Origin of the sequence: Saccharopolyspora pogona, assembly GCF_014697215.1 — a bacterium.
Classification (GTDB): domain Bacteria; phylum Actinomycetota; class Actinomycetes; order Mycobacteriales; family Pseudonocardiaceae; genus Saccharopolyspora; species Saccharopolyspora hattusasensis.
Window position 1 is genome coordinate 7,749,890 of record NZ_CP031142.1, and the last position, 18,303, is coordinate 7,768,192.

Annotated in this window: 21 protein-coding genes and 2 pseudogenes; 17 read left to right on the forward strand and 6 right to left on the reverse strand. The window is 67.5% G+C overall.

What is annotated here, in order from left to right; translation table 11 throughout:
• Window positions 1-20: 20 nt before the first annotated feature.
• Window positions 21-1,295 carry an HNH endonuclease signature motif containing protein gene (locus DL519_RS36560; RefSeq protein ID WP_223839975.1) on the reverse strand — a complete coding sequence of 425 codons (1,275 nt, stop codon included), beginning with the start codon at window positions 1,293-1,295 and terminating at the stop codon, window positions 21-23.
• Between the two features lie 566 nt (window positions 1,296-1,861).
• Here DL519_RS36560 and DL519_RS36565 point away from each other — a divergent pair.
• Window positions 1,862-3,493, forward strand: coding sequence for a glycoside hydrolase family 13 protein (locus DL519_RS36565; RefSeq protein WP_190821642.1), 1,632 nt, complete (start codon window positions 1,862-1,864; stop codon window positions 3,491-3,493).
• A 64-nt stretch (window positions 3,494-3,557) separates the two neighbouring features.
• Here the strand turns inward: DL519_RS36565 and DL519_RS47745 are convergent, their stop codons facing one another.
• Window positions 3,558-3,710: a hypothetical protein gene (locus DL519_RS47745; protein WP_223839976.1), complete on the reverse strand. Its 153-nt coding sequence runs from the start codon at window positions 3,708-3,710 to the stop codon at window positions 3,558-3,560.
• 99 nt (window positions 3,711-3,809) lie between these two features.
• On the opposite strand from DL519_RS47745, the pseudogene DL519_RS36570 reads away from it, so the two are divergent.
• The 8 genes and pseudogenes from DL519_RS36570 to DL519_RS36600 all read left to right on the forward strand — a co-directional run.
• A pseudogene (locus DL519_RS36570) lies at window positions 3,810-3,944 on the forward strand (endonuclease NucS); the annotation flags it as partial.
• A gap of 101 nt (window positions 3,945-4,045) precedes the next feature.
• Entirely contained in the window at window positions 4,046-4,705 is a 660-nt protein-coding gene (gene nucS, locus DL519_RS36575) for an endonuclease NucS (RefSeq protein WP_190821644.1), read from the forward strand.
• A 246-nt stretch (window positions 4,706-4,951) separates the two neighbouring features.
• Window positions 4,952-5,620 carry a site-specific integrase gene (locus DL519_RS47750; protein WP_223839977.1) on the forward strand — a complete coding sequence of 223 codons (669 nt, stop codon included), beginning with the start codon at window positions 4,952-4,954 and terminating at the stop codon, window positions 5,618-5,620.
• The gene (locus tag DL519_RS47755) at window positions 5,608-6,027 is read left to right on the forward strand and encodes a tyrosine-type recombinase/integrase (RefSeq protein ID WP_263399759.1); all 420 of its coding nucleotides are present in this window, start codon (window positions 5,608-5,610) and stop codon (window positions 6,025-6,027) included. Before DL519_RS47750 ends, DL519_RS47755 begins: the two co-directional genes overlap by 13 nt.
• On the forward strand, window positions 6,024-6,347 hold the full coding sequence (locus tag DL519_RS36585) for a helix-turn-helix domain-containing protein (RefSeq protein WP_190816634.1): 324 nt from the start codon (window positions 6,024-6,026) through the stop codon (window positions 6,345-6,347). Before DL519_RS47755 ends, DL519_RS36585 begins: the two co-directional genes overlap by 4 nt.
• Before the next feature lie 383 nt (window positions 6,348-6,730).
• The gene (locus DL519_RS36590) at window positions 6,731-7,372 is read left to right on the forward strand and encodes a hypothetical protein (RefSeq protein WP_190821645.1); all 642 of its coding nucleotides are present in this window, start codon (window positions 6,731-6,733) and stop codon (window positions 7,370-7,372) included.
• 50 nt (window positions 7,373-7,422) lie between these two features.
• The gene (locus DL519_RS36595; RefSeq protein WP_190821646.1) at window positions 7,423-7,917 is read left to right on the forward strand and encodes a hypothetical protein; all 495 of its coding nucleotides are present in this window, start codon (window positions 7,423-7,425) and stop codon (window positions 7,915-7,917) included.
• A gap of 152 nt (window positions 7,918-8,069) precedes the next feature.
• Window positions 8,070-8,456, forward strand: a complete 387-nt coding sequence (locus DL519_RS36600; protein ID WP_190821647.1) for a hypothetical protein — start codon at window positions 8,070-8,072, stop codon at window positions 8,454-8,456.
• 9 nt (window positions 8,457-8,465) lie between these two features.
• Here the strand turns inward: DL519_RS36600 and DL519_RS36605 are convergent, their stop codons facing one another.
• From DL519_RS36605 to DL519_RS36615, 3 genes are read right to left on the reverse strand one after another with little or no spacing between them, the layout of a single operon-like run.
• Window positions 8,466-9,104 (reverse strand): hypothetical protein, encoded by a 639-nt coding sequence (locus tag DL519_RS36605; protein WP_190821648.1) that lies wholly within the window; start codon window positions 9,102-9,104, stop codon window positions 8,466-8,468.
• 5 nt (window positions 9,105-9,109) lie between these two features.
• Window positions 9,110-9,418 carry a hypothetical protein gene (locus DL519_RS36610; protein WP_223839979.1) on the reverse strand — a complete coding sequence of 103 codons (309 nt, stop codon included), beginning with the start codon at window positions 9,416-9,418 and terminating at the stop codon, window positions 9,110-9,112.
• A gap of 5 nt (window positions 9,419-9,423) precedes the next feature.
• Window positions 9,424-9,654 carry a hypothetical protein gene (locus tag DL519_RS36615; RefSeq protein ID WP_190821652.1) on the reverse strand — a complete coding sequence of 77 codons (231 nt, stop codon included), beginning with the start codon at window positions 9,652-9,654 and terminating at the stop codon, window positions 9,424-9,426.
• Between the two features lie 545 nt (window positions 9,655-10,199).
• Between DL519_RS36615 and DL519_RS36620 the strand changes: the two are divergent.
• Window positions 10,200-10,496, forward strand: a pseudogene (locus DL519_RS36620) (endonuclease NucS domain-containing protein); the annotation flags it as partial.
• Between the two features lie 129 nt (window positions 10,497-10,625).
• Here DL519_RS36620 and DL519_RS36625 read toward each other — a convergent pair.
• Complete coding sequence (locus DL519_RS36625; RefSeq protein WP_190821654.1) at window positions 10,626-10,808, reverse strand: hypothetical protein; 183 nt, start codon at window positions 10,806-10,808, stop codon at window positions 10,626-10,628.
• Window positions 10,809-11,106: 298 nt separating this feature from the next.
• Here DL519_RS36625 and DL519_RS36630 point away from each other — a divergent pair, with 298 nt between their 5' ends.
• From DL519_RS36630 to dhaM, 7 genes are all read left to right on the forward strand, one after another.
• The gene (locus tag DL519_RS36630; protein WP_190824432.1) at window positions 11,107-12,789 is read left to right on the forward strand and encodes a sodium:solute symporter family protein; all 1,683 of its coding nucleotides are present in this window, start codon (window positions 11,107-11,109) and stop codon (window positions 12,787-12,789) included.
• Window positions 12,790-12,819: 30 nt separating this feature from the next.
• The gene (locus DL519_RS36635; protein ID WP_190821655.1) at window positions 12,820-13,077 is read left to right on the forward strand and encodes a hypothetical protein; all 258 of its coding nucleotides are present in this window, start codon (window positions 12,820-12,822) and stop codon (window positions 13,075-13,077) included.
• Between the two features lie 115 nt (window positions 13,078-13,192).
• A complete protein-coding gene (locus DL519_RS36640) occupies window positions 13,193-14,173 on the forward strand; it encodes a DUF3558 family protein (protein ID WP_190821657.1) in 981 nt (326 codons plus the stop codon).
• A gap of 73 nt (window positions 14,174-14,246) precedes the next feature.
• Window positions 14,247-15,761 (forward strand): aldehyde dehydrogenase family protein, encoded by a 1,515-nt coding sequence (locus tag DL519_RS36645; RefSeq protein ID WP_190821659.1) that lies wholly within the window; start codon window positions 14,247-14,249, stop codon window positions 15,759-15,761.
• Window positions 15,762-15,922: 161 nt separating this feature from the next.
• The gene (gene dhaK, locus DL519_RS36650; RefSeq protein ID WP_190821661.1) at window positions 15,923-16,918 is read left to right on the forward strand and encodes a dihydroxyacetone kinase subunit DhaK; all 996 of its coding nucleotides are present in this window, start codon (window positions 15,923-15,925) and stop codon (window positions 16,916-16,918) included.
• A 13-nt stretch (window positions 16,919-16,931) separates the two neighbouring features.
• Window positions 16,932-17,570 (forward strand): dihydroxyacetone kinase subunit DhaL, encoded by a 639-nt coding sequence (gene dhaL / locus DL519_RS36655; RefSeq protein WP_190821663.1) that lies wholly within the window; start codon window positions 16,932-16,934, stop codon window positions 17,568-17,570.
• Window positions 17,567-18,244 (forward strand): dihydroxyacetone kinase phosphoryl donor subunit DhaM, encoded by a 678-nt coding sequence (dhaM, locus tag DL519_RS36660; protein WP_190821664.1) that lies wholly within the window; start codon window positions 17,567-17,569, stop codon window positions 18,242-18,244. The genes dhaL and dhaM overlap by 4 nt, the downstream gene beginning before the upstream one ends.
• The last annotated feature ends 59 nt before the right edge of the window (window positions 18,245-18,303 follow it).

The following is an 18,303-nucleotide window of genomic DNA, read 5'->3' on the forward strand; positions in this document are numbered from 1 at the left end:
GGTGTTGGGTGGGTAGTGCTCTACCGCCTGGTCGTGGCGTTCGCTTTGGGTCCACTGTGGGCGGTGGGATGAACGCGGGTCGCCCACCGCGCATGGTGATTTCCCATCGCTGGGTGTGCAGGGTCCGGTGATGGTGACCGCAGAGCATCACCATGTTGCCCAGCTCGGTTGTTCCACCGTCGGCCCAGTGGGATGTGGTGTGCTTCCGGGGTTCCCGGCGGCCGGTCGCATCCCGGGAACGCACACACCCCGTCCCGCTGCAGCAACGTCGCGCGCAGATGCGTCGGCGCGGTCCGCTTCGCCCGACCCACGTCCAGCGGGAGGCCGTCCCCGCCGAGAACCATCGGCAGCACCTCGGCGTCGCAGGCGATGCGGCGGGCGTTCTCGGCGGTGATGGCCCGTTCGGTATTGAGGGTGCCGGGCAACCCTGTTTCGGCGGCGATGAACCCGAGCCCTCGCTTGAGGTCGTCGAAGTCGATGGAGATGGTGATGTGCGGCCGCTGTCCACCCGAACGCGGAACCCCGTCATGATCCAGCGCCAGGTCCAGGATGGCGGCGAAGCCGTCGGCGTTGCGCTGCCCCACCGTGCGCGGATCCTTCTCCCCCTCTACCTCCGGCCGCGGTGCGGCCAGCGGTTGCATCAGCGCGGCGAACTTGGCGCCGGTCTCGCGGTCGAGGCGGGCTTTGATGACCGTCATTCCGTCCCGGGCAACCGTGTAGTGCAGCTCCCGCGACTCATGCTGGTCTTCCTCGTCGTCGTAGGCACCGTCCTGATCCAGCAGATAGCGGATGCGCTCGGCGAGCTTCTCCAGCTCACGAGGCGTCATCATCCGCGCATACCCGGCCAGGGTTGATTCGACCTTACCGACCTGATGACAGCGGGCATACTCCGGCAGGCGGCGGACCCCGTCCACGATCACCCGCGCATGCTCCAACCCGATCGCACCCTCTGCCAAAGCCGCAGCAGTCTCAGGCAGGTCGGCGGGCATGACCTCGCCATACAAGCTCTGCCGGTCCTCAACATTGCGGGCGACCTTGACGCGGGTTTTCGCATCACGCGCATCGATGTTGAGCAACCCCTGCAACCACACCTGCGCCGACCGGAACCCCAACTCGGCATACCCACCACGGTGGTCGGCTTCGGCGATGCACTGCAACTGCTCCATCATCAACACCCGCATCGCCTCCTCCAGTTCACGGATACGGGCGGCGAGTTCGGCATCCGTGCACGACACCGCCGACCGGGCACTGGTGGTGCCGACGGCCGGATCCTGGGTGTTCAACAGCGGTGTCATACCAAATATTCTCCCGCATTAGAACACCAGTTCGCACGTCATTTATGGTCGCTTGATCAGGTGAAAGAACCTATCTTGGGGACGAAAACCCAAGCAGCAGAAGCAAAAAACTGGAAGTTCGACACCGCAAGGGCTTCAAGCGCTGTAGAGGCGGTTTGAGAACTCGTTCCGTCTGCGGGTGAGACACCGGCCCTACGACAGGGTGACGATTTCGCGCGAAATCGCCCCAACCACACGACCATCACGCCGCTTCGCCGGCTCGACAACAGCGGCTCACCCCAAACGCATCCCGGCCGGCGCCACATCCAAAACAGCCTCTATAGCGCGCTATAGCCGCACCCGGGATTCCGCCGCCCCGCAGCCCCCACACTCCACCCACCACGGGGATGGCCCCACCCCAAACGGAGCCCTTAAAGGTCCCAACCCCGAACCAAACCCCACCAAACCGACCGACCCCAAAAATCCAAGCCAAAAAGCGCAACACCCAAAACCCTGCGAACCTCAACGCCAACAACCAACCCACGCCAACAACCGACCCAGGCCAAGAGCCCCACCGAAGGACCCCAATGCCCCACCCCTGGTGGCGAAACGCGGTCACGTACCAGATCTTCCCCCGCAGCTTCGCCGACGCGAACGTCGATGGAGTCGGCGACCTTCAGGGCGTGACGTCCAGGCTGGACTACCTCGCCTGGCTCGGTGTGGACGCGATCTGGCTAACGCCCTGCTACCCATCCCCATGGGTCGACGGCGGCTACGACATAACTGACCACCGCGGCATCGACCCGTCCCTGGGCACCCTGCAGGACTTCGACCGGATGGTGTCGGCGGCGCACGAGCGAGGTATCCGAGTCCTGATCGACATCGTCCCGAACCACACCTCGGACCGACACGAGTGGTTCCGGCAAGCCCTGACAGCCGGCCCGGGTTCCCCTGAGCGCGACCGCTACATCTTCCGCGACGGCAAGGGCCCGCGAGGGGAGTGCCCGCCGAGCAACTGGGAGTCCCGCTTCGGCGGCAGCGCCTGGAGCAGGGTGCCGGACGGCCAGTGGTACCTGCACCTGTTCGCCCCGGAGCAGCCCGACCTCGACTGGGCGAATCAGGAGGTTCGCGCCGAGTTCCTGGACGTTCTGCGATTCTGGGGACGACGCGGTGTCGACGGATTCCGGGTGGACGTGGCCGCGGCGCTGGTCAAGGACCTGCGGGAGCCGTTGCGCGAGGTCGTCGGCGGGGAGGGCAGCTCCGGGCTGGACGATTTCGCCGCCAATCCCGACCACCCGTTCCTGGACCGGCCGGAGGTCCACGACGTCTACCGCGACTGGAACCGGGTGTTCCACGAGTTCGACCCGCCGCTGGTCGGGGTCGCCGAGGCGTGGGTGCGCGGCGACCGGCGGGTCCGCTACATCCGGCCGGGAGAACTGCAGCAGGCGTTCAACTTCGAGTTCCTGCGGGTGCGCTGGCAGGCGTCGGAGTACCGGCGGATCGTGTCGGAGTCGATCGACGGGGCGTCCTCGGTGGGGACCACGGCGACCTGGGTGCTGGCCAACCACGACGTAGTGCGGCAGGCATCAGCGCTGGGCCTGCCAGCCGACGTCGACCTGCGGGTGTGGCTGGCGTCCGACGGCACCGAATCACCGCCGGACCTGGAGTTGGGCACCCGCCGGGCACGGGCGGCGATCCTGTTCGCGCTGGCGTTGCCCGGGTCCGCCTACCTGTACCAGGGCGAGGAGCTGGGGCTGCCGGAGGTCGCGGACCTGCCAGCGGACGTTCTGCGGGACCCGAAGTGGATGCACTCCAGACACAAGGAGAAGGGCCGCGACGGCTGCCGGGTGCCGCTGCCGTGGACCCGGGACGGGGTGTCCTTCGGTTTCAGCGCCGCGCCGCCCTGGCTGCCGCAGCCCGCCGATTGGGGCGACTACTCGGTCGAGTCACAGCGCGGCGACCCGAGCTCGATGCTGGAGCTCTACCGCGCTGCGCTGCGAGTGCGCCGCGGGTTCAGCAGCGGCGAACGGTTCGGCTGGGACGACCAGCACAATGTCGGCGATGTCCTGGCCTTCTGGCGTGGGAGCAACATCCTGGTCCTGGTCAACACCGGACCGGTCGCCATCCTGCTCCCGCCGGGAGAGCTCCTCCTGTCCAGCGCCGCACCGGAAGAGGGCTCCCTCCCCGGCGACGCCACGGCCTGGCTACGCCAACCCTGACGAGAGCATGGGAACCTTCCTGTCACCCCAGGCGGCAGCGGGTTGGAGCAAGGGAACCTTCCTGTCACCTCCGGCGCGCCTTGGTGCCGCTCATCGCGCCGACCGACAGCGCGATGAGCGGCACCGGGCCGAGGGGTCGGCGCAGCTGGGTGTGCGCGCCGTCTTCGGCGAGTTGTTCGGCGGGCTTGACGCGCAGCAGGGTTCGGGCGAACGACACGGGGCGTAGCCGTATCTCGCCCAGTGGGAAGATCGAGGTCCGACCTGTCCGGGCCCGGGGGTGCTCGACTTCTCGATCGACGTCCGTACTCTGTGCCGGGTGCGACTTGTCATTGCCCGTTGCCAGGTGAACTACGTCGGTCGGCTCACCGCGCACCTGCCCATGGCGCAGCGCTTGCTGCTGGTCAAGGCCGATGGTTCCGTGTCGGTGCACTCCGACGACCGTGCCTACAAATTCCGCTATCCGTGGTCGAGACATCTGTCTCTTTTCGCGGGGTGGCTTCGCGGTGCTGTCCGAAGGTGCGCAGGATGCTCGCTCTTGCGGAGGTGTGCCCAGTGAGGTTGGTCGTCGCTCGTTGCCAGGTTGACTATGTCGGTCGGCTTACGGCGCATTTGCCGATGGCGAATCGGGTGCTCATGGTGAAAGCGGACGGCTCTGTTCTCGTCCATTCGGATGGTGGCTCCTACAAACCTCTCAATTGGATGTCGCCTCCTTGTTGGCTTATTGAGGATCCGGATATCTGGACGGTGCAGAACAAGGCCGGGGAGAAGCTGGTCATCCTGATCGACGAGATCATGCATGACTCGAAGCATGAGCTAGGTGTCGATCCCGGCTTGCAGAAGGATGGAGTGGAGGCACACCTGCAGGAGTTGCTGGCCGTGCACGTCACCACTCTCGGCAAAGGGTGGTCGTTGGTGCGCCGGGAGTACCCGACCGCGATCGGCCCGGTGGATCTGATGTGTCGAGATGCGGCCGGGGTCAGCGTCGCGGTGGAGATCAAGCGACGTGGTGAGATCGACGGCGTCGAGCAACTGACCAGGTACCTGGAACTGCTCAATCGCGACCCGTTGTTGGCCCCGGTGAAGGGCGTGTTCGCCGCCCAGCAGATCAAGCCCCAAGCCCGCACCCTCGCCGAGGACCGGGGCATCCAGTGCGTCGTGCTGGACTACGACGCCTTGCGCGGCACCGACCCCGACGAGTTCCGTCTGTTCTGACGCGGCTCCGCTCCTCGTCCGTCGCCAGCGGCGGGCGAGGCGTCACAGAGGCGTGGCAGGAGTGTGCGACATCCCGTGAGTTCGGTGGTTCCTCGTTGGGAACGTGAGGGTGGGTTGCCACCAGGAGCAGGGCGTTCAGGGTGATCTCCGCGACCGTACCCCACTGTGATTGTTCTTCAGTATTTCTGAAATGATCTCGCTTGAATTGAGCAGTGTTCTGCTCCGGTGAAGGCGAGGAGGCTTGGGTTGGCCCTGGCAGCGGTGCGGGACCTGCGCGAGCGGCGGCCGGAAGCGAGCCCGGAGGAGCTCGCGGAGTTCGAAATCGACGTGCTTGCCGGGTTCGTTCTCGCCCGCGCGTCAGCCGGGCTGGCGGACGGCACGATCCGGGGCGATGTCGGGCACCTGGAGCAGATACGGGCCTGGTTCGACCGGCCGCTGTGGGAGATGGAACCGGCTGACGCCGACACCTACTTCGGCAAGGTCATCCGGACCGCGGCGAAGGGCACCCGGCTGGCCCGAGCGCAGGCGTTGACCACGTATTTCCAGTTCCTGGAGCTGCGGCACAAGGTCGAGATCCACCAGCTGACCGGCCGGGTCGTCGAGTGCCCGATCGACGAGATGAACCGGCCACGCGGGGCCAAGGACGCCGCGCTGCGCATCCCGCCGACCGAGGCCGAGATCGCCACGCTGTTCGCCGGGTGGCGCGAGGAGTTGGCGACCTGCCGGAAGTTCGCCCCGACCGCCCGCAACTACGCAGCAGCCCGGCTGATGTCCGAGGTGGGGCTGCGGGTCAACGAGGTGTGCAGCCTTGACCTGGCCGACATCAAGTGGGATCTGGGCCGCTTCGGCAAGCTCCACGTGCGCATGGGCAAGGGCAGCCGGGCAGCGGCCCTCGTGAACGCATGGTTCCGCTGATCAACCATGCCGGCCGGTCGCTGCGCTGGTTCATCGAGGACGTCTGGGGTCACTTCGACAGCGATCACACCCGCCCCGGCGCGCCCCTGTTCCCGTCCGAACGCCGCAACGCCGACGGCACCTGCCGACGTGTCGGTGACGACGCGCTGCGCGCCGGGCTGGCCGAGGCCACTGCCGCGCATCTCCCGGACTGGGCGGACAAGCTCACTCCCCATGTGTTGCGGCATTTCTGCGCCAGCGAGCTCTATCTGTCCGGAATGGACCTGATCTCCATCCAAGAGGCGCTTGGTCATTCTTGGGTGGCCACGACGATGAAATACGTCCACGTCCACCGCACTCGCATCGAGGACGCCTGGATCGCTGGCCAGCAGCGCGCGGCCAGGCGTTTGGAAGGACTGCTGTCATGAGGTGGAACCTGCGCCTGGCCGCCGCCAACCGCGGCATCTGGAAGGCCAGCGAACTCCAACGCCAGCTCGCCGAGCACGGCCTGGCGATCTCGGCTGGGAAGATGTCCGGGCTGTGGTCCGGGAAACCGGCCAGCATCAAGCTCGACGATCTCGACGTCATCTGCGCCGTGCTCGGCTGCGAGGTCGGCGAGCTGCTGATCCCCGAACCCGACCAGGTCCGCAAGCCGCAGGGCGAGGAGACACCGCAGGCTGCGACCGGAAGCGGTGGCCCTGTCGTGACGCCGAAGCGCCGTGACGGCCGCAGCCTGCCGCCGATTTGACGATGGGAAAAGCGCACAAGAGATCGGTGCGAACTTGCGAGAGCTGCTTGGCTTGGGGGCAGATGTTCGCGCGGGGACTTTGCGCGGCTTGTTACATGTTCGCCCGCAACCACACGCCCGGTGTCTGCGCCGGATGCGGCCGTCATCAGCCGATCCGCAAGGACTACTGCCGGTTGTGCTGGAACCAGGCCCGCACGAATGCCCGGGAATCCGGTGAACCATCGTGGTCGGCCAAGGCGGTTCACCACATCGCCGGTGTTCGGCACCATCAGCTGTTCGTCGCGGACATGCGCTCGACGCGAGGAGCGTCGACTACGCCGCCCGCACGTCGCAAGGGCCGCGGTCGTTCACGAAAACCTGATCCCGAACCAGTGACCCGACCAGTGATGGCCTCCGTTCAGTTGAAACTGGTCGATGACCTTCCCCGGGAGTACTCCCGCTTCAACGAACACGAGCACCGCCCGCTGAACCCGTGGTTGAACTGGGGTCACTACGTGGCCTTTCGCCTTGGTGAGGCACGTGGATGGGGCCGTGGGGTCCGCTTCGGTGTTCAACGGGCGCTGGTGATCCTGCTGTCCGGTCACATCGAAGGCGACGTGGTTCGCTACTCCGAGATGTTTCCGGCGCTGCGGGCGCTCGGCGTCAGCAGTGAACGCACCGCCGACGTGCTCGGCGAGATGGGCATCCTCCTCGACGACCGACGACCGTCCTTCGAGGACTGGCTGGAACGCAAACTCGACGGCATCGCACCAGGAATCGCCCGCGAAACCGAGCGATGGCTACGAGCACTACGCGATGGCGGACCCCGCGCCCGGCCGAGGAACGTCGAGACGGTCTGGAACTACCTCAACTACGCCCGCCCGCTGCTGCTGGCCTGGTCGGATCGCTACGACCACCTGCGCGAGGTCACCCGTGACGACGTGCTCAACGCCCTCGACACCCTTCACGGCTCCCAGCGGCAGAACTCGCTGATCGCCCTGCGATCCCTGTTCCGTATGGCCCCGTCCGGCCGGCGGACCGGCTGATCATCGCCCTGGCCATCGTCCACGCCGCCCGATCCGGCGGGATTCGGCGCTTGCACCTCGACGACATCGATCTCGGCAACAGGCATTTGACCATCGCTGGCCGAAGCCGACCGCTCGACGAGCTCACCCACCGCGAACTGCTGAACTGGCTGGACTATCGGCGTTCACGCTGGCCGAACACCGCCAACGCGCACCTGCTCGTCAACCAGCAGACCGCACTGGAAACCGGGCCTGTCAGCGCTGTCTGGCTGAAAGCGGCGTTCCGAGGCCGCGAAGCCACCCTCGAACGCCTGCGCGTCGATCGGCAGCTTGAGGAAGCTCTCACCCACGGCGCCGACCCGCTGCACCTCGCGGTCGTGTTCGGACTCGACGAGAAGACCGCCCTGCGCTACGCCACCGCAGCGCGGGCGCTGCTGGAAAGTCCGCTCGAACACGATACTGTCGGTTCACCTCGAACCCACGGGTCGAGCCCTGCTCCTGGTGGCAACCCACCCTCGGGTTCCCAACGAGGAACCTTCACTCGCGCTGAACCCACGGGACTCTAGGGGCGTGAGTAGCAGCCGAACAGGATCCTCCGGTAAGCGCCGGAGGGCTGGTCACTGCGCGTCGAGCTGATCTCGGTCGTGGTCTTCGGCCTCAAGGATTGCTTCGTAGGCGGCGGGGTTCCACCAGCGGGCGAGGCGGTGTCGAAGAGCCGATGGAGGTCGTCGGGTTCGAGGGCGTCGACCTCCACCTGGACGAGCCAGCCGTGGTCGCGACGAACCGCGGCGCGCGGGAGTCGGTGGCCTTCCCTGGCTGGGGCGGCAGATCGTATTCGCGAACCTGCTCGGCGGTGAGGGCGACTCGTTCGGCGTGGTCCCAGCACGCGGTGCCAGAGGGATCGAGGTCCCCGGCGAAGAGCAACACGGCGGCACGGCCTGCGGACAGCCACGACCCCAACTCGGCACTGCGGGCGTTCCAGGTCCCCACCGCCGACCGGCCCCACAACGACTCCAGGGCCTCGCCGACCGCGTCGTCGGCCACCGTCACCAACGGCCGGGGCTCGCCGATCTTCACCGCGGTCTTGCCGACCGCGATGGCGTAGCTGTCGTGGCTAATGACTGTCGTGGTTGTGGTATGCCGATTCCCAGGATTGGAGCTTGCGGCGAATCTCGTTATCGAGAGACGTACGGTCGCTTGGTCGGTCCTCGTAACGAGTACGCAGCGTGCGCATCGTCGTGAGCAGATCGCGTTCTTGCGCTGGCTCGTAGAAGCCGACACCGCAGATCAGCGTGACCGCCTGATACGGGGTGATGGCCTCCTCCCGCAGAGATCCCACGGCGTTGAGGCACGCCATCGGGAAGCAGGCGTCAGGCGTAGCGCGACCGACCAGAACCGTGGGCGGGATCCGCAGCAGCGCCGGTGCGGCGATCTCCTCGTCGCGCGCGGCGTGCCGCTGCGGATCCGAAGCGACCTCGGCCAGTGGCTCCCGGAGTTGGGCGAGGCATTCCAATCCCGCCTGCTCCCACACGCTGGTGCTCCGGCGCTGGATCGGGTCGTCCAGAAAAACCAGCACCGACCGATAAGACTCCACGACGCCGCTAGCGCCCTCGTCGGCGTAAGCCAGCAACGCACAGCCGTGAATGAACCAGGTCAGCGCCCGCTGCAGCGCCTGCTCCGGGTATGCACGGGCATGCTGCTGTTCGTCTTCCTGGAGCTGCTGGATCCGTTCCCGGACTCCCGCTGGCCGCATACTGATCAGGGTAGGGCTAGTTGCCAGTCACTGTGCACGGGCACGTTGTCGGCGTTGACCGCCGGCGCCCAGTACGCGCACTCCGTCCAGTCGTTGTTGGGTTCGGTATAGATCGTGGCAATCTCGCTGGTCGCGTTGTTGACCACGACATTTCCGCGGCGTTGTGTTCCGTGGTACTGCAGGATGTAACGAGTGTTCGCCGGATCCCCCGGACGCGGGAAACCGTAGCTGACGACGCGGTCCGCGCAACGCATGAAGTCGTTGACGTTGACATACGGATCGTGTGGCCCGGACGGACGCGGATCCCACATCATGTGCTTCAACGAGCTGCAGCGCACTGCCTGGTTTTTCCCGTGCTGACGTTGAGCCAACCCATGAGGACGAACGCATCGTCAACAGCGTATTTCAGACAGTCGTCCATGCGAGCCTGAAGTTTGACCGGATCGAAGTCAAACCCCGGTGCGGGGTCGGCCATCGCCGGGGGTGTCAGGCTTGTCATCGCCGTGATGACGGCGCCGACGGCCGCGGACCCCAGAACCCGTTTCTGCATGTGTCCCCCTATCGTGCCCGGTCGCCGAGCCGCGGGGAGGAAACCAAGAAGCATGCCTTCTTCGTGAGGAAATCAGCCGCACTCATTCGAATGGATCAGCGTCTGCCCTACCCCTGTCAGCCGTTACCTACATCGGTGCACTACTAGCCGCGAAGGGAGCACGCTTCTTGAGCGAGGCCTATGGTCCAGATCCCTGCCGCCTGCATCAGTCGCAGGCACTCCTCGTTGCCTCCGGGGCCGACCGGTCGGTTGCATGCGTCCCACCCGGTGGGGTTTGCCTTCCCCGTGGACAGCGATGCGGTCGTAGCACTGTTGCGGTGTGGCCTGTGCGGGCAGGGCGGTGATCACCGACACGGCTGCGGCAGCCACTGTGGCGCTAGCGCCGATGGCGAAGGTACGTAGAACAGTCCCCATGAAAATCTTCCTTTTCGATCTTGATGATAGCGACCGCAGCGTAGAAGTTCGCTACCGCGAGATTGGGGAAGAACATCCAGCTTCACTCGGTTGTCGCAGGTGGCGGACCGGCTGGAGGCCGAGTGGCCGGAGCATCGGCCCGCCTGGTGATCACCATCGACGAGGTGCCGCACGACTCCAAGCACGAACTGGGGGTGGAGCCGGGCCTGGTCAAGGACGGCGTGGAGGCGCACCTGCAGGAGCTGCTCGCCGGGCACGTCACGACGCTCGGTGACGGTTGGTCGCTGGTGCGCCGCGAGTACCCGACCGCGATCGGCCCGGTAGACCTGATGTGCCGGAACGCCGCGGGTGCGAGCGTGGCGGTGGAGATCAAGCGGCGCGGCGAGATCGACGGTGTCGACCAGTTGACCCGCTACCTGGAGCTGCTGAAGATGGCAGGAAGGTTCCCATGCTCATCTCGTCCGCGTGGGCTTGCACCGCGCGCCGACACCGACGAGATGGCCGCGCGCGTCGTCGACACGCTGCTGAAAGGCATTGGCGCGTAGCGGAACCCCGCGTCAGCCGCGGTCGGACTTGCCGCAAGGGCGCAGTCGCACGGCCGTCCACGGGTCCAGCAGTCCGGCGAAGTGCCGGAGGAAGGGGTCTGCTCGGCCGCGGGCTGGTTGTGCGTCGTTCCCGGTCTGGTCGTTCGGGTCGTCCGCGAGTCCGGCGATGATCGCCAGATCGATCCGGGCGTTCACAGCTTCACCCCCGTCGCTGCGCATGTGCCAACAGTGACGATACCGGTCACACTCCGTTGCGGGGAGCGCTTTTTCGCATATCACTCGCATGGCCGCGTCGGGTCGCGCTCCCTTGTGCGGTGGGTGATCGGCGGGGCGTCTCATCGGGCGGAAGTCGCCTGATCGATTTAGTGTCGAGTCTCAACGAAATGGTATCGACTCGATGTGATCCGCCCCACTGTGCGGTACTGTCCGGCTGCTGTCGCTAACGTGGTGGTTGTCGTTCGAGTTTGTTGGGTCTGGAGGTGGCGTGACGGTGGTGCTAGCCCGGGGTCAGCTGCTTGACGCCAACGCGGTGGATTTTGCGTTGTTGGCGTTGTACTTCGCTTTTGTGCTGGGTATTGGGTATTTGGCGCGGCGTGCGGTTTCCACCAGTCTGGACTTTTTCTTGTCGGGGCGGGCGTTGCCGGCGTGGGTGACGGGTTTGGCGTTCATCTCGGCGAATCTGGGTGCGATCGAGATCATCGGTATGTCGGCGAATGGTGCCGAGTACGGGATGCCGACGATGCATTATTTCTGGATCGGTGCGGTGCCGGCCATGCTGTTCTTGGGCGTGGTGATGATGCCGTTCTACTACGGCTCGAAGGTGCGCAGTGTTCCGGAGTTCATGTTGCGGCGGTTCGGGAAGGCGGCGCATCTGGTCAACGGGATCAGTTTCGCGGTGGCGCAGATCCTGATCGCGGGTGTGAACCTGTATTTGCTGGCCAGCATCGTGAATGCGTTGCTGGGTTGGCCGTTGTGGTTGTCGGTGTTGCTGGCGGCGGCGATCGTGTTGTCGTACACGGCGTTGGGCGGGTTGTCGGCGGCGATCTACAACGAGGTGTTGCAGTTCTTCGTGATCGTGGCGGCGTTGTTGCCGTTGACGATCGTGGGGTTGGTGAAGGTCGGCGGTGTGCAAGGTCTGGTAGCGAAGGTGTCGGCGGGCCCGGGAGGTGCGGAGCAGCTGTCGGCGTGGCCGGGCACTCAGTTGACGGGGTTCGACAACAGTGTGCTGAGCGTGGTGGGTCTGGTGTTCGGGTTGGGGTTCGTGCTCAGCTTCGGGTACTGGACGACGAACTTCGTCGAGGTGCAGCGGGCGATGGCGTCCAAGAGCATGTCGGCGGCGCAGCGGACGCCGATCATCGGTTCGTTCCCGAAGATGTTCATCCCGTTCATCGTGATCATTCCGGGGATGATCGCGGCGGTGCTGATCCCGGAGCTGGCGGCGTACAAGCAGGCCGGTGGCACCGGTGGCGGGGGTGTGGATTACAACGATGCGATCTTGTTGTTGATGCGGGATTTGCTGCCGAACGGGATTCTGGGGATCGCCCTGGCCGGGTTGCTGGCGTCGTTCATGGCGGGGATGGCGGCGAACTTGTCGTCGTTCAACACGGTGTTCACCTATGACATCTGGCAGTCGTACGTGGTGCGGGACCGGGCGGATGGTTATTACCTGCGGATGGGTCGCTGGGTGACGGTGGGGGCGACGCTGGCGGCGGTGGGCACGGCGTTCATCGCGGCGGGTTATTCGAACTTGATGGATTACCTGCAGCAGTTGTTCTCGTTCTTCAACGCGCCGTTGTTCGCGACGTTCATCCTGGGGATGTTCTGGAAGCGGATGACCCCGCATGCGGGGTGGGCGGGTCTGGTGCTGGGCACGGTGTCGGCGGTGGCGGTGTTCGGGCTGTCGGAGTCGGGGGTGCTGGACCTGCCGGGGCAGGGCGCGAGTTTCGTGGGTGCGGGTGTGGCGTTCGTGGTGGACATCGTGGTCAGCGTGGTGGTGTCGTTGGCGACGCGTCCGAAGCCGGAGGCGGAGTTGGCGGGGTTGGTGTACTCGTTGACGCCGCGGGCCAGCCGGCAGGCCGCGACCAGCGGGGAGGACGCGGGCTGGTACCGGCGGCCGGGTCTGCTGGCCGGGATCGCCCTGGTCCTGATCATCGCCCTCAACATCGTTTTCGCCTGACGCTGACCGAAGCAGACAAGGAGGTCTCCCATGGCGAGCCGGGGTTCGGGGCACACCGCTGGTGCCTTCGACATTCGGACGATAATCGCGCTGCTGTTCGGCATCTACGGCATCGTGCTCACCATCGTGGGCGTGGTGCAGCCGCATGCCGAGATCGACAAGTCCGCCGGGGTGAACATCAACCTCTGGACCGGCATCGGAATGATCGTTTTCGCGGTGGTGTTCGTGACCTGGGTGCGATTGCGCCCCATCGTGGTGCCCGACGAGGCCGGGACGTCCGGGGAATAGGCGCGAACACCCGCCGTGACGGCGTCCGCACCCCCGGGTGCGGACGCCGTCCGCCTTCCGGCGGATCCGCAGGTTCCCGTCCACGATGGCCGATCGGCTAGATAGTGTGATCGCCGTGCCCCGACCAGTGACCTCGATCGCCGCGCTGCTCACTGCGCTCACCACGCTCGCAGCGGCGGGCTGCGCCGCGGACGGCAAGTCGACCTCGGCCCGGCGGGCCGTCGAGGTGTCGAAGTTCGAGCTCAACAAGCCCGGGCTGCTGGACCAGGCCTTCGCGCCGGACCGGCTGCGCGGGGTGGACGTGTGCGCCACGCTGCAGGCGATCGACCTCGGCAGGTTCGGCGCACCGGCCCCGGAATTCACCCCGGACGGCCTCGGGACCTGCGCGAACTACATGAAGGACCGCAACGGCAAATCGTTCAACGTCACGCTCTACTTCGACGAGAAGGTGTCCGATGTCGGGGCGCACCGCATCGGCGGGCTGCCCGCCGCCATCTACGAGAACGGTTCGGGCTCCTGCTTCACGTCCGTGGCGTACGCCGGCGCCGACGCCGAGCAGTTCGCCGACCCGCGCGGGCTGGAAATCCAGCTGAGCAGCGAGCAGGCGGACGTCTGCTCGCCGGCCGTGCAGATCCTGACCGACGTCGTCGACGTGGTGCGGACGAAACCGCCGGTCAGCCCCCGCTCGTCGGGTGGGCTGGCCGGGTTCGACCCGTGCGAGATCCTCGACCCGGCCGCGATCCGCGACGCGGCGATGGGCAGCCCGGCGAATTCGGCCGGTGGGGAAGGGCTCTACTCCTGCGAATGGTCGGCGGACAATTCCGTGATGGTGACCATCAACTTCGGCGTCGGTGCCTTGGACGGCAGCCCGCTGGCGCCGGTGGACCTCGCCGGCGTGCCGGGCCTCGTGGTGCCCGGCAGCTCCGACCCGCCGACCTGCGCGGTCGAGTGGGAGCACCGCAAGAACGCCAACGCGGCGGGCGAGAGCGAGTTCGTGCAGATCGAGATCACGAACATGGGCCGGATCCCGATGAATCCCTGCGCGAACGCGACCAATCTGGCGAAACAGGCGCGGGCCAAGCTGCCGACCGCATGACGGTCCCGGTCCGCCACCGAATTCCGTAGGCTGCACGATGACAACGACCGACGTAAAGGTGGGGAGGCCGGCGATGACCCAGACCGCCCGTGGCAGCGTCGAGATGCCCAACGGGACGACCGAGGAGCCACCGACGTTCGAATCGATCGACCCCCGCACCGGTGAGGTCGTGGGGCGTCACCCGATCCACGACGTGGCGGAGGTCGGCGCGCGGGTGGCCGCGGCGCGCGAGGCCCAGCCGGGGTGGGCCGAGCTCGGCTTCTCCGGGCGCAAGCAGCGGCTCGACGCGTGGCGGAAGCTGCTTTCCAAACGCGTCGACGAGCTGGCCGCCGTCATCTGCGCGGAGACCGGCAAGCCGCTCGACGACGCCAAACTGGAACTGGTCCTGGTGATCGACCACCTGCACTGGGCGGCGGGCAACGCCGAGAAGGTGTTGCGCCGCCGGAAGGTCTCCTCCGGCGTCCTGATGGCGAACCAGGCCGCGACCGTCGAATACCTGCCGTTCGGCGTGATCGGCGTGATCGGCCCGTGGAACTATCCGGCGTTCACGCCGATGGGCTCGATCGCCTACGCGCTGGCCGCGGGCAACGCGGTGGTGTTCAAGCCCAGCGAACTCACCCCCGGCGTCGGGCAGTGGTTGGTGGACAGCTTCGCCGAGGCGGTGCCCGAGCACCCGGTCTTCCAGTTGGTGACCGGTTTCGGCGAGACCGGCGCGGCGCTCTGCGCCTCCGGGGTGAACAAGGTCGCCTTCACCGGTTCGACCGCCACCGGCAAGCGGGTGATGGCGTCCTGCGCGGAGAACCTGATCCCGGTGCTGGTGGAGTGCGGCGGCAAGGACGCCTTGATCGTCGACGCGGACGCCGACCTGGCCGCTGCCGCCGAGGCGGCCGTGTGGGGCGGGATGTCCAACGCCGGGCAGACCTGCATCGGTGTGGAGCGGGTCTACGTCGTCGACGCCGTCGCGGACCGGCTCCTGGAGATGATCGCCGAGCGGGCCGGGAAGCTGCGTCCGGGCGGTGAGCCGGGCGCCAACTTCGGCCCGATCACGATGCCCTCCCAAGTCGACATCATCCGCGGCCACATCGACGACGCGCTGCAGCGCGGCGGCCGGGCCGTGGTGGGCGGCGAGCATTCGGTGCGTCCCCCGTTCGTCGAGCCCGTGGTGCTCACCGACGTGCCGGAGGACTCCACCGCGGTCACCGAGGAGACCTTCGGGCCGACCATCGTGGTGCAGCGGGTTCGCGACGCCGACGAGGGCGTGGCCCGCGCCAACAACTCCCGCTACGGCCTGGGTGCGTCGGTGTTCTCGCGGGCCCGGGGCGTGGAGCTGGCGCGGCAGCTGCGCACCGGGATGGTCGCGGTGAACTCCGTGATCGCCTTCGCCGGTGTGCCGTCGCTGCCGTTCGGCGGGGTCGGCGACTCCGGGTTCGGCCGGATCCACGGCGCGGACGGGCTGCGCGAGTTCGCCCGGCCGCAGTCGGTGACCCGGCTCCGGTACCGGATCCCGCTGAACCCGATGAGCTTCGGCCGGGCCAAGGGCACCGTCCGGCGCGTGGTGCGGCTGATGCGGCTGGTGCGCGGACGCTGATCCGGCTCCGCTTGATCGACTCGGCGTTTCGCCTGGGCTTGCGCTGTGGGTGACAGGAAGGTTCCCTTGCTCTCGCACCCCGCGACCGGGCGTTGGGGTGCGGAGTTGACGGTTAGTCGATCGGCGCCCAGCATCGGTGCGGCAGGCAAGGAGGCCAGCGGGTGAAGAAGATCATCAACGATCCGGCGGACGTGGTCGCCGAGTCGCTGCGGGGCATGGCCGCCGCGCATCCGGACCTGCTCCGTGTCCGCACCGATCCCGCGGTGATCGTGCGCGCGGACGCCCCGGTGTCCGGCAAGGTCGCGGTGGTTTCCGGCGGCGGCTCCGGGCACGAGCCGCTGCACGGCGGGTTCGTCGGGCCGGGGATGCTTTCGGCGGCGGTACCGGGCCCGGTGTTCACCTCACCCACCCCGGATGCGGTGCAGGCGGCGATCGACGAGACCAACGGCGGCGCGGGCGTGCTGCTGGTCGTGAAGAACTACACCGGTGACGTGCTCAACTTCGAGACCGCCGCCGAGCTGGCCGGGATGGACGGCGTCGAGGTCCGAAGCGTGATCGTCGACGACGACGTGGCCGTGAAGGATTCCACGCACACCGCGGGTCGGCGCGGCGTGGGCGGCACGGTCCTGGTGGAGAAGATCGTCGGCGCTGCCGCCGAGCGCGGCACGGACCTGGACAGGTGCGAAGAGCTGGCCAAGCGGATCGTGTCGCAGGTGCGCTCGATGGGCATGGCGGTGAACGCGCCGACCGTGCCGCACGTCGGCCAGCCGAGCTTCGACCTCGCCGCGGACGAGATGGAGATCGGCATCGGCATACACGGCGAGCCCGGCCGGGCCCGGGTGCCGCTGGCCTCGGCGGACGACATCGTCCGGCGGCTGCTGGACCCGATCGTCGAGGACCTGCCGTTCGCTTCCGGGGACGACGTCCTGCTGTTCACCAACTCGATGGGCGGTACCCCGCTGCTGGAGCTCTACCTGGCGCACGGCATCGCCGAGCGGTTGCTGGCGGAGCGCGGCATCCGTGTCCGGCGCCGCCTGGTCGGGCCGTACATCACTAGCCTGGAGATGCAGGGCATGAGCCTGACGCTGCTGAAGCTGGATGACGAGCTGACCGAGCTCTGGGACGCGCCGGTGCACACCGCCGCGCTGCACTGGTGAGGGAGAACGCGGGATGGGTTGCACTGCACACGATGTGGTCGTCGCGCTGCGCGCGGGCGCGGCCACCGTCGCCGAGCACCGCGACGAGCTGATCCAGCTGGACCGGGCGATCGGCGACGCCGACCACGGGGAGAACATGGACCGCGGCTTCCGCGCTGTTGTGTCCAAAGTGGACACAGTGACGCCGGGTACGCCGGGCGCGGTGCTGAAGCTGGCCGCCACCGTGCTGATCTCCACCGTCGGCGGCGCGTCCGGACCGTTGTACGGCACGGCGTTCCTGCGCGCGGCGGCCGCAGTCGGCGCAGCCGAGGAGCTCGACGGCGCGGCGGTCGCCAAGGCGCTGCAGGCCGGGATGGAAGGCGTCGTCGCCCGGGGCCGGGCGGCCGTCGGCGACAAGACGATGGTCGACGCCCTCTCGCCGGCGGTGGAAGCTGCCAAGAGCGCCGCGGAATCCGGTGAGAGCGCGGCGAAAGTGCTGGCCGTCGCAGCCGAAGCCGCGCACCAGGGCACCCAGGCGACCGAACCGCTGGTGGCCCGCAAGGGACGCGCGTCGTATCTCGGCGAGCGCAGCGCTGGGCACATCGACCCAGGCGCGCGCTCGACCGCATTGCTGCTGTCCGCATTCGCCGAAGCCACGAGGTCCCGCTCATGAACGTCGGATTGGTCATCGTCTCGCACAGCGCCCGGCTCGCCGAAGGCGTCGTCGAACTCGCCCGGCAGGTGGCGCCCGACGTGCGGGTCATGCCCGCAGGCGGATTGCCGGACGGCAACATCGGCACAGACTTCGAGAAGGTGTCCGCCGCCCTCTCGGACGCCAACACCGGTGCCGGTGCCGTCGTGCTCTACGACCTGGGCAGCGCGCAGATGCTCGCCGAACTCGCCGTGGAATCGCTGGGAGATCCGAGCACCGCGCTCGTCGTCGACGCGCCGCTGGCGGAGGGCGCGGTCGCCGCGGCCGTCGCGGCGCAAGGCGGCGGCGACATGTGGGGAGTCGCGCGAGCCGCCGAGGCGGCGGCCGAGGGCGGCGAGCTCGCCGAACCGGGCGCGCCGACGGCGGAAGAGGAAGTCCGCCAGGAACTGGAACTGGCCAACGAAGTCGGCCTGCACGCCCGCCCGGCGGCGCTGCTGGCCCGGAGCCTGACCGGGTTGCAGGCGAACGTCACGATCTCGTTGGGTGACAAGGAAGCCGACGCGTCCAGCGTGCTCGGCGTCATGGGCCTGGGCGCGCGCAAGGGCGACCAGATCGTCCTGCACGCCAACGGCCCGGACGCGCGCCAAGCGGTCGAGCGCATCCTCGACCTCGCCAACCGCAACTTCGACGAGTAGCCGGCTCCCGGACGGAGCCCCGACGAGCGACCGGCGTCGCGGATGACAGGAAGGTTCCC

Bases quoted from the DNA above. Each gene is read 5' to 3' on its own strand.
- DL519_RS36560 (WP_223839975.1), bottom strand. From the start codon at position 1,295: ATGACACCGCTGTTGAACACCCAGGATCCGGCCGTCGGCACCACCAGT.
- DL519_RS36565 (WP_190821642.1), top strand. From the start codon at position 1,862: ATGCCCCACCCCTGGTGGCGAAACGCGGTCACGTACCAGATCTTCCCC.
- DL519_RS47755 (WP_263399759.1), top strand. From the start codon at position 5,608: ATGGTTCCGCTGATCAACCATGCCGGCCGGTCGCTGCGCTGGTTCATC.
- DL519_RS36585 (WP_190816634.1), top strand. From the start codon at position 6,024: ATGAGGTGGAACCTGCGCCTGGCCGCCGCCAACCGCGGCATCTGGAAG.
- DL519_RS36600 (WP_190821647.1), top strand. From the start codon at position 8,070: ATGGAGGTCGTCGGGTTCGAGGGCGTCGACCTCCACCTGGACGAGCCA.
- DL519_RS36605 (WP_190821648.1), bottom strand. From the start codon at position 9,104: ATGCGGCCAGCGGGAGTCCGGGAACGGATCCAGCAGCTCCAGGAAGAC.
- DL519_RS36610 (WP_223839979.1), bottom strand. From the start codon at position 9,418: ATGATGTGGGATCCGCGTCCGTCCGGGCCACACGATCCGTATGTCAAC.
- DL519_RS36615 (WP_190821652.1), bottom strand. From the start codon at position 9,654: ATGCAGAAACGGGTTCTGGGGTCCGCGGCCGTCGGCGCCGTCATCACG.
- DL519_RS36635 (WP_190821655.1), top strand. From the start codon at position 12,820: ATGGCGAGCCGGGGTTCGGGGCACACCGCTGGTGCCTTCGACATTCGG.
- DL519_RS36645 (WP_190821659.1), top strand. From the start codon at position 14,247: ATGACCCAGACCGCCCGTGGCAGCGTCGAGATGCCCAACGGGACGACC.
- dhaL (WP_190821663.1), top strand. From the start codon at position 16,932: ATGGGTTGCACTGCACACGATGTGGTCGTCGCGCTGCGCGCGGGCGCG.
- dhaM (WP_190821664.1), top strand. From the start codon at position 17,567: ATGAACGTCGGATTGGTCATCGTCTCGCACAGCGCCCGGCTCGCCGAA.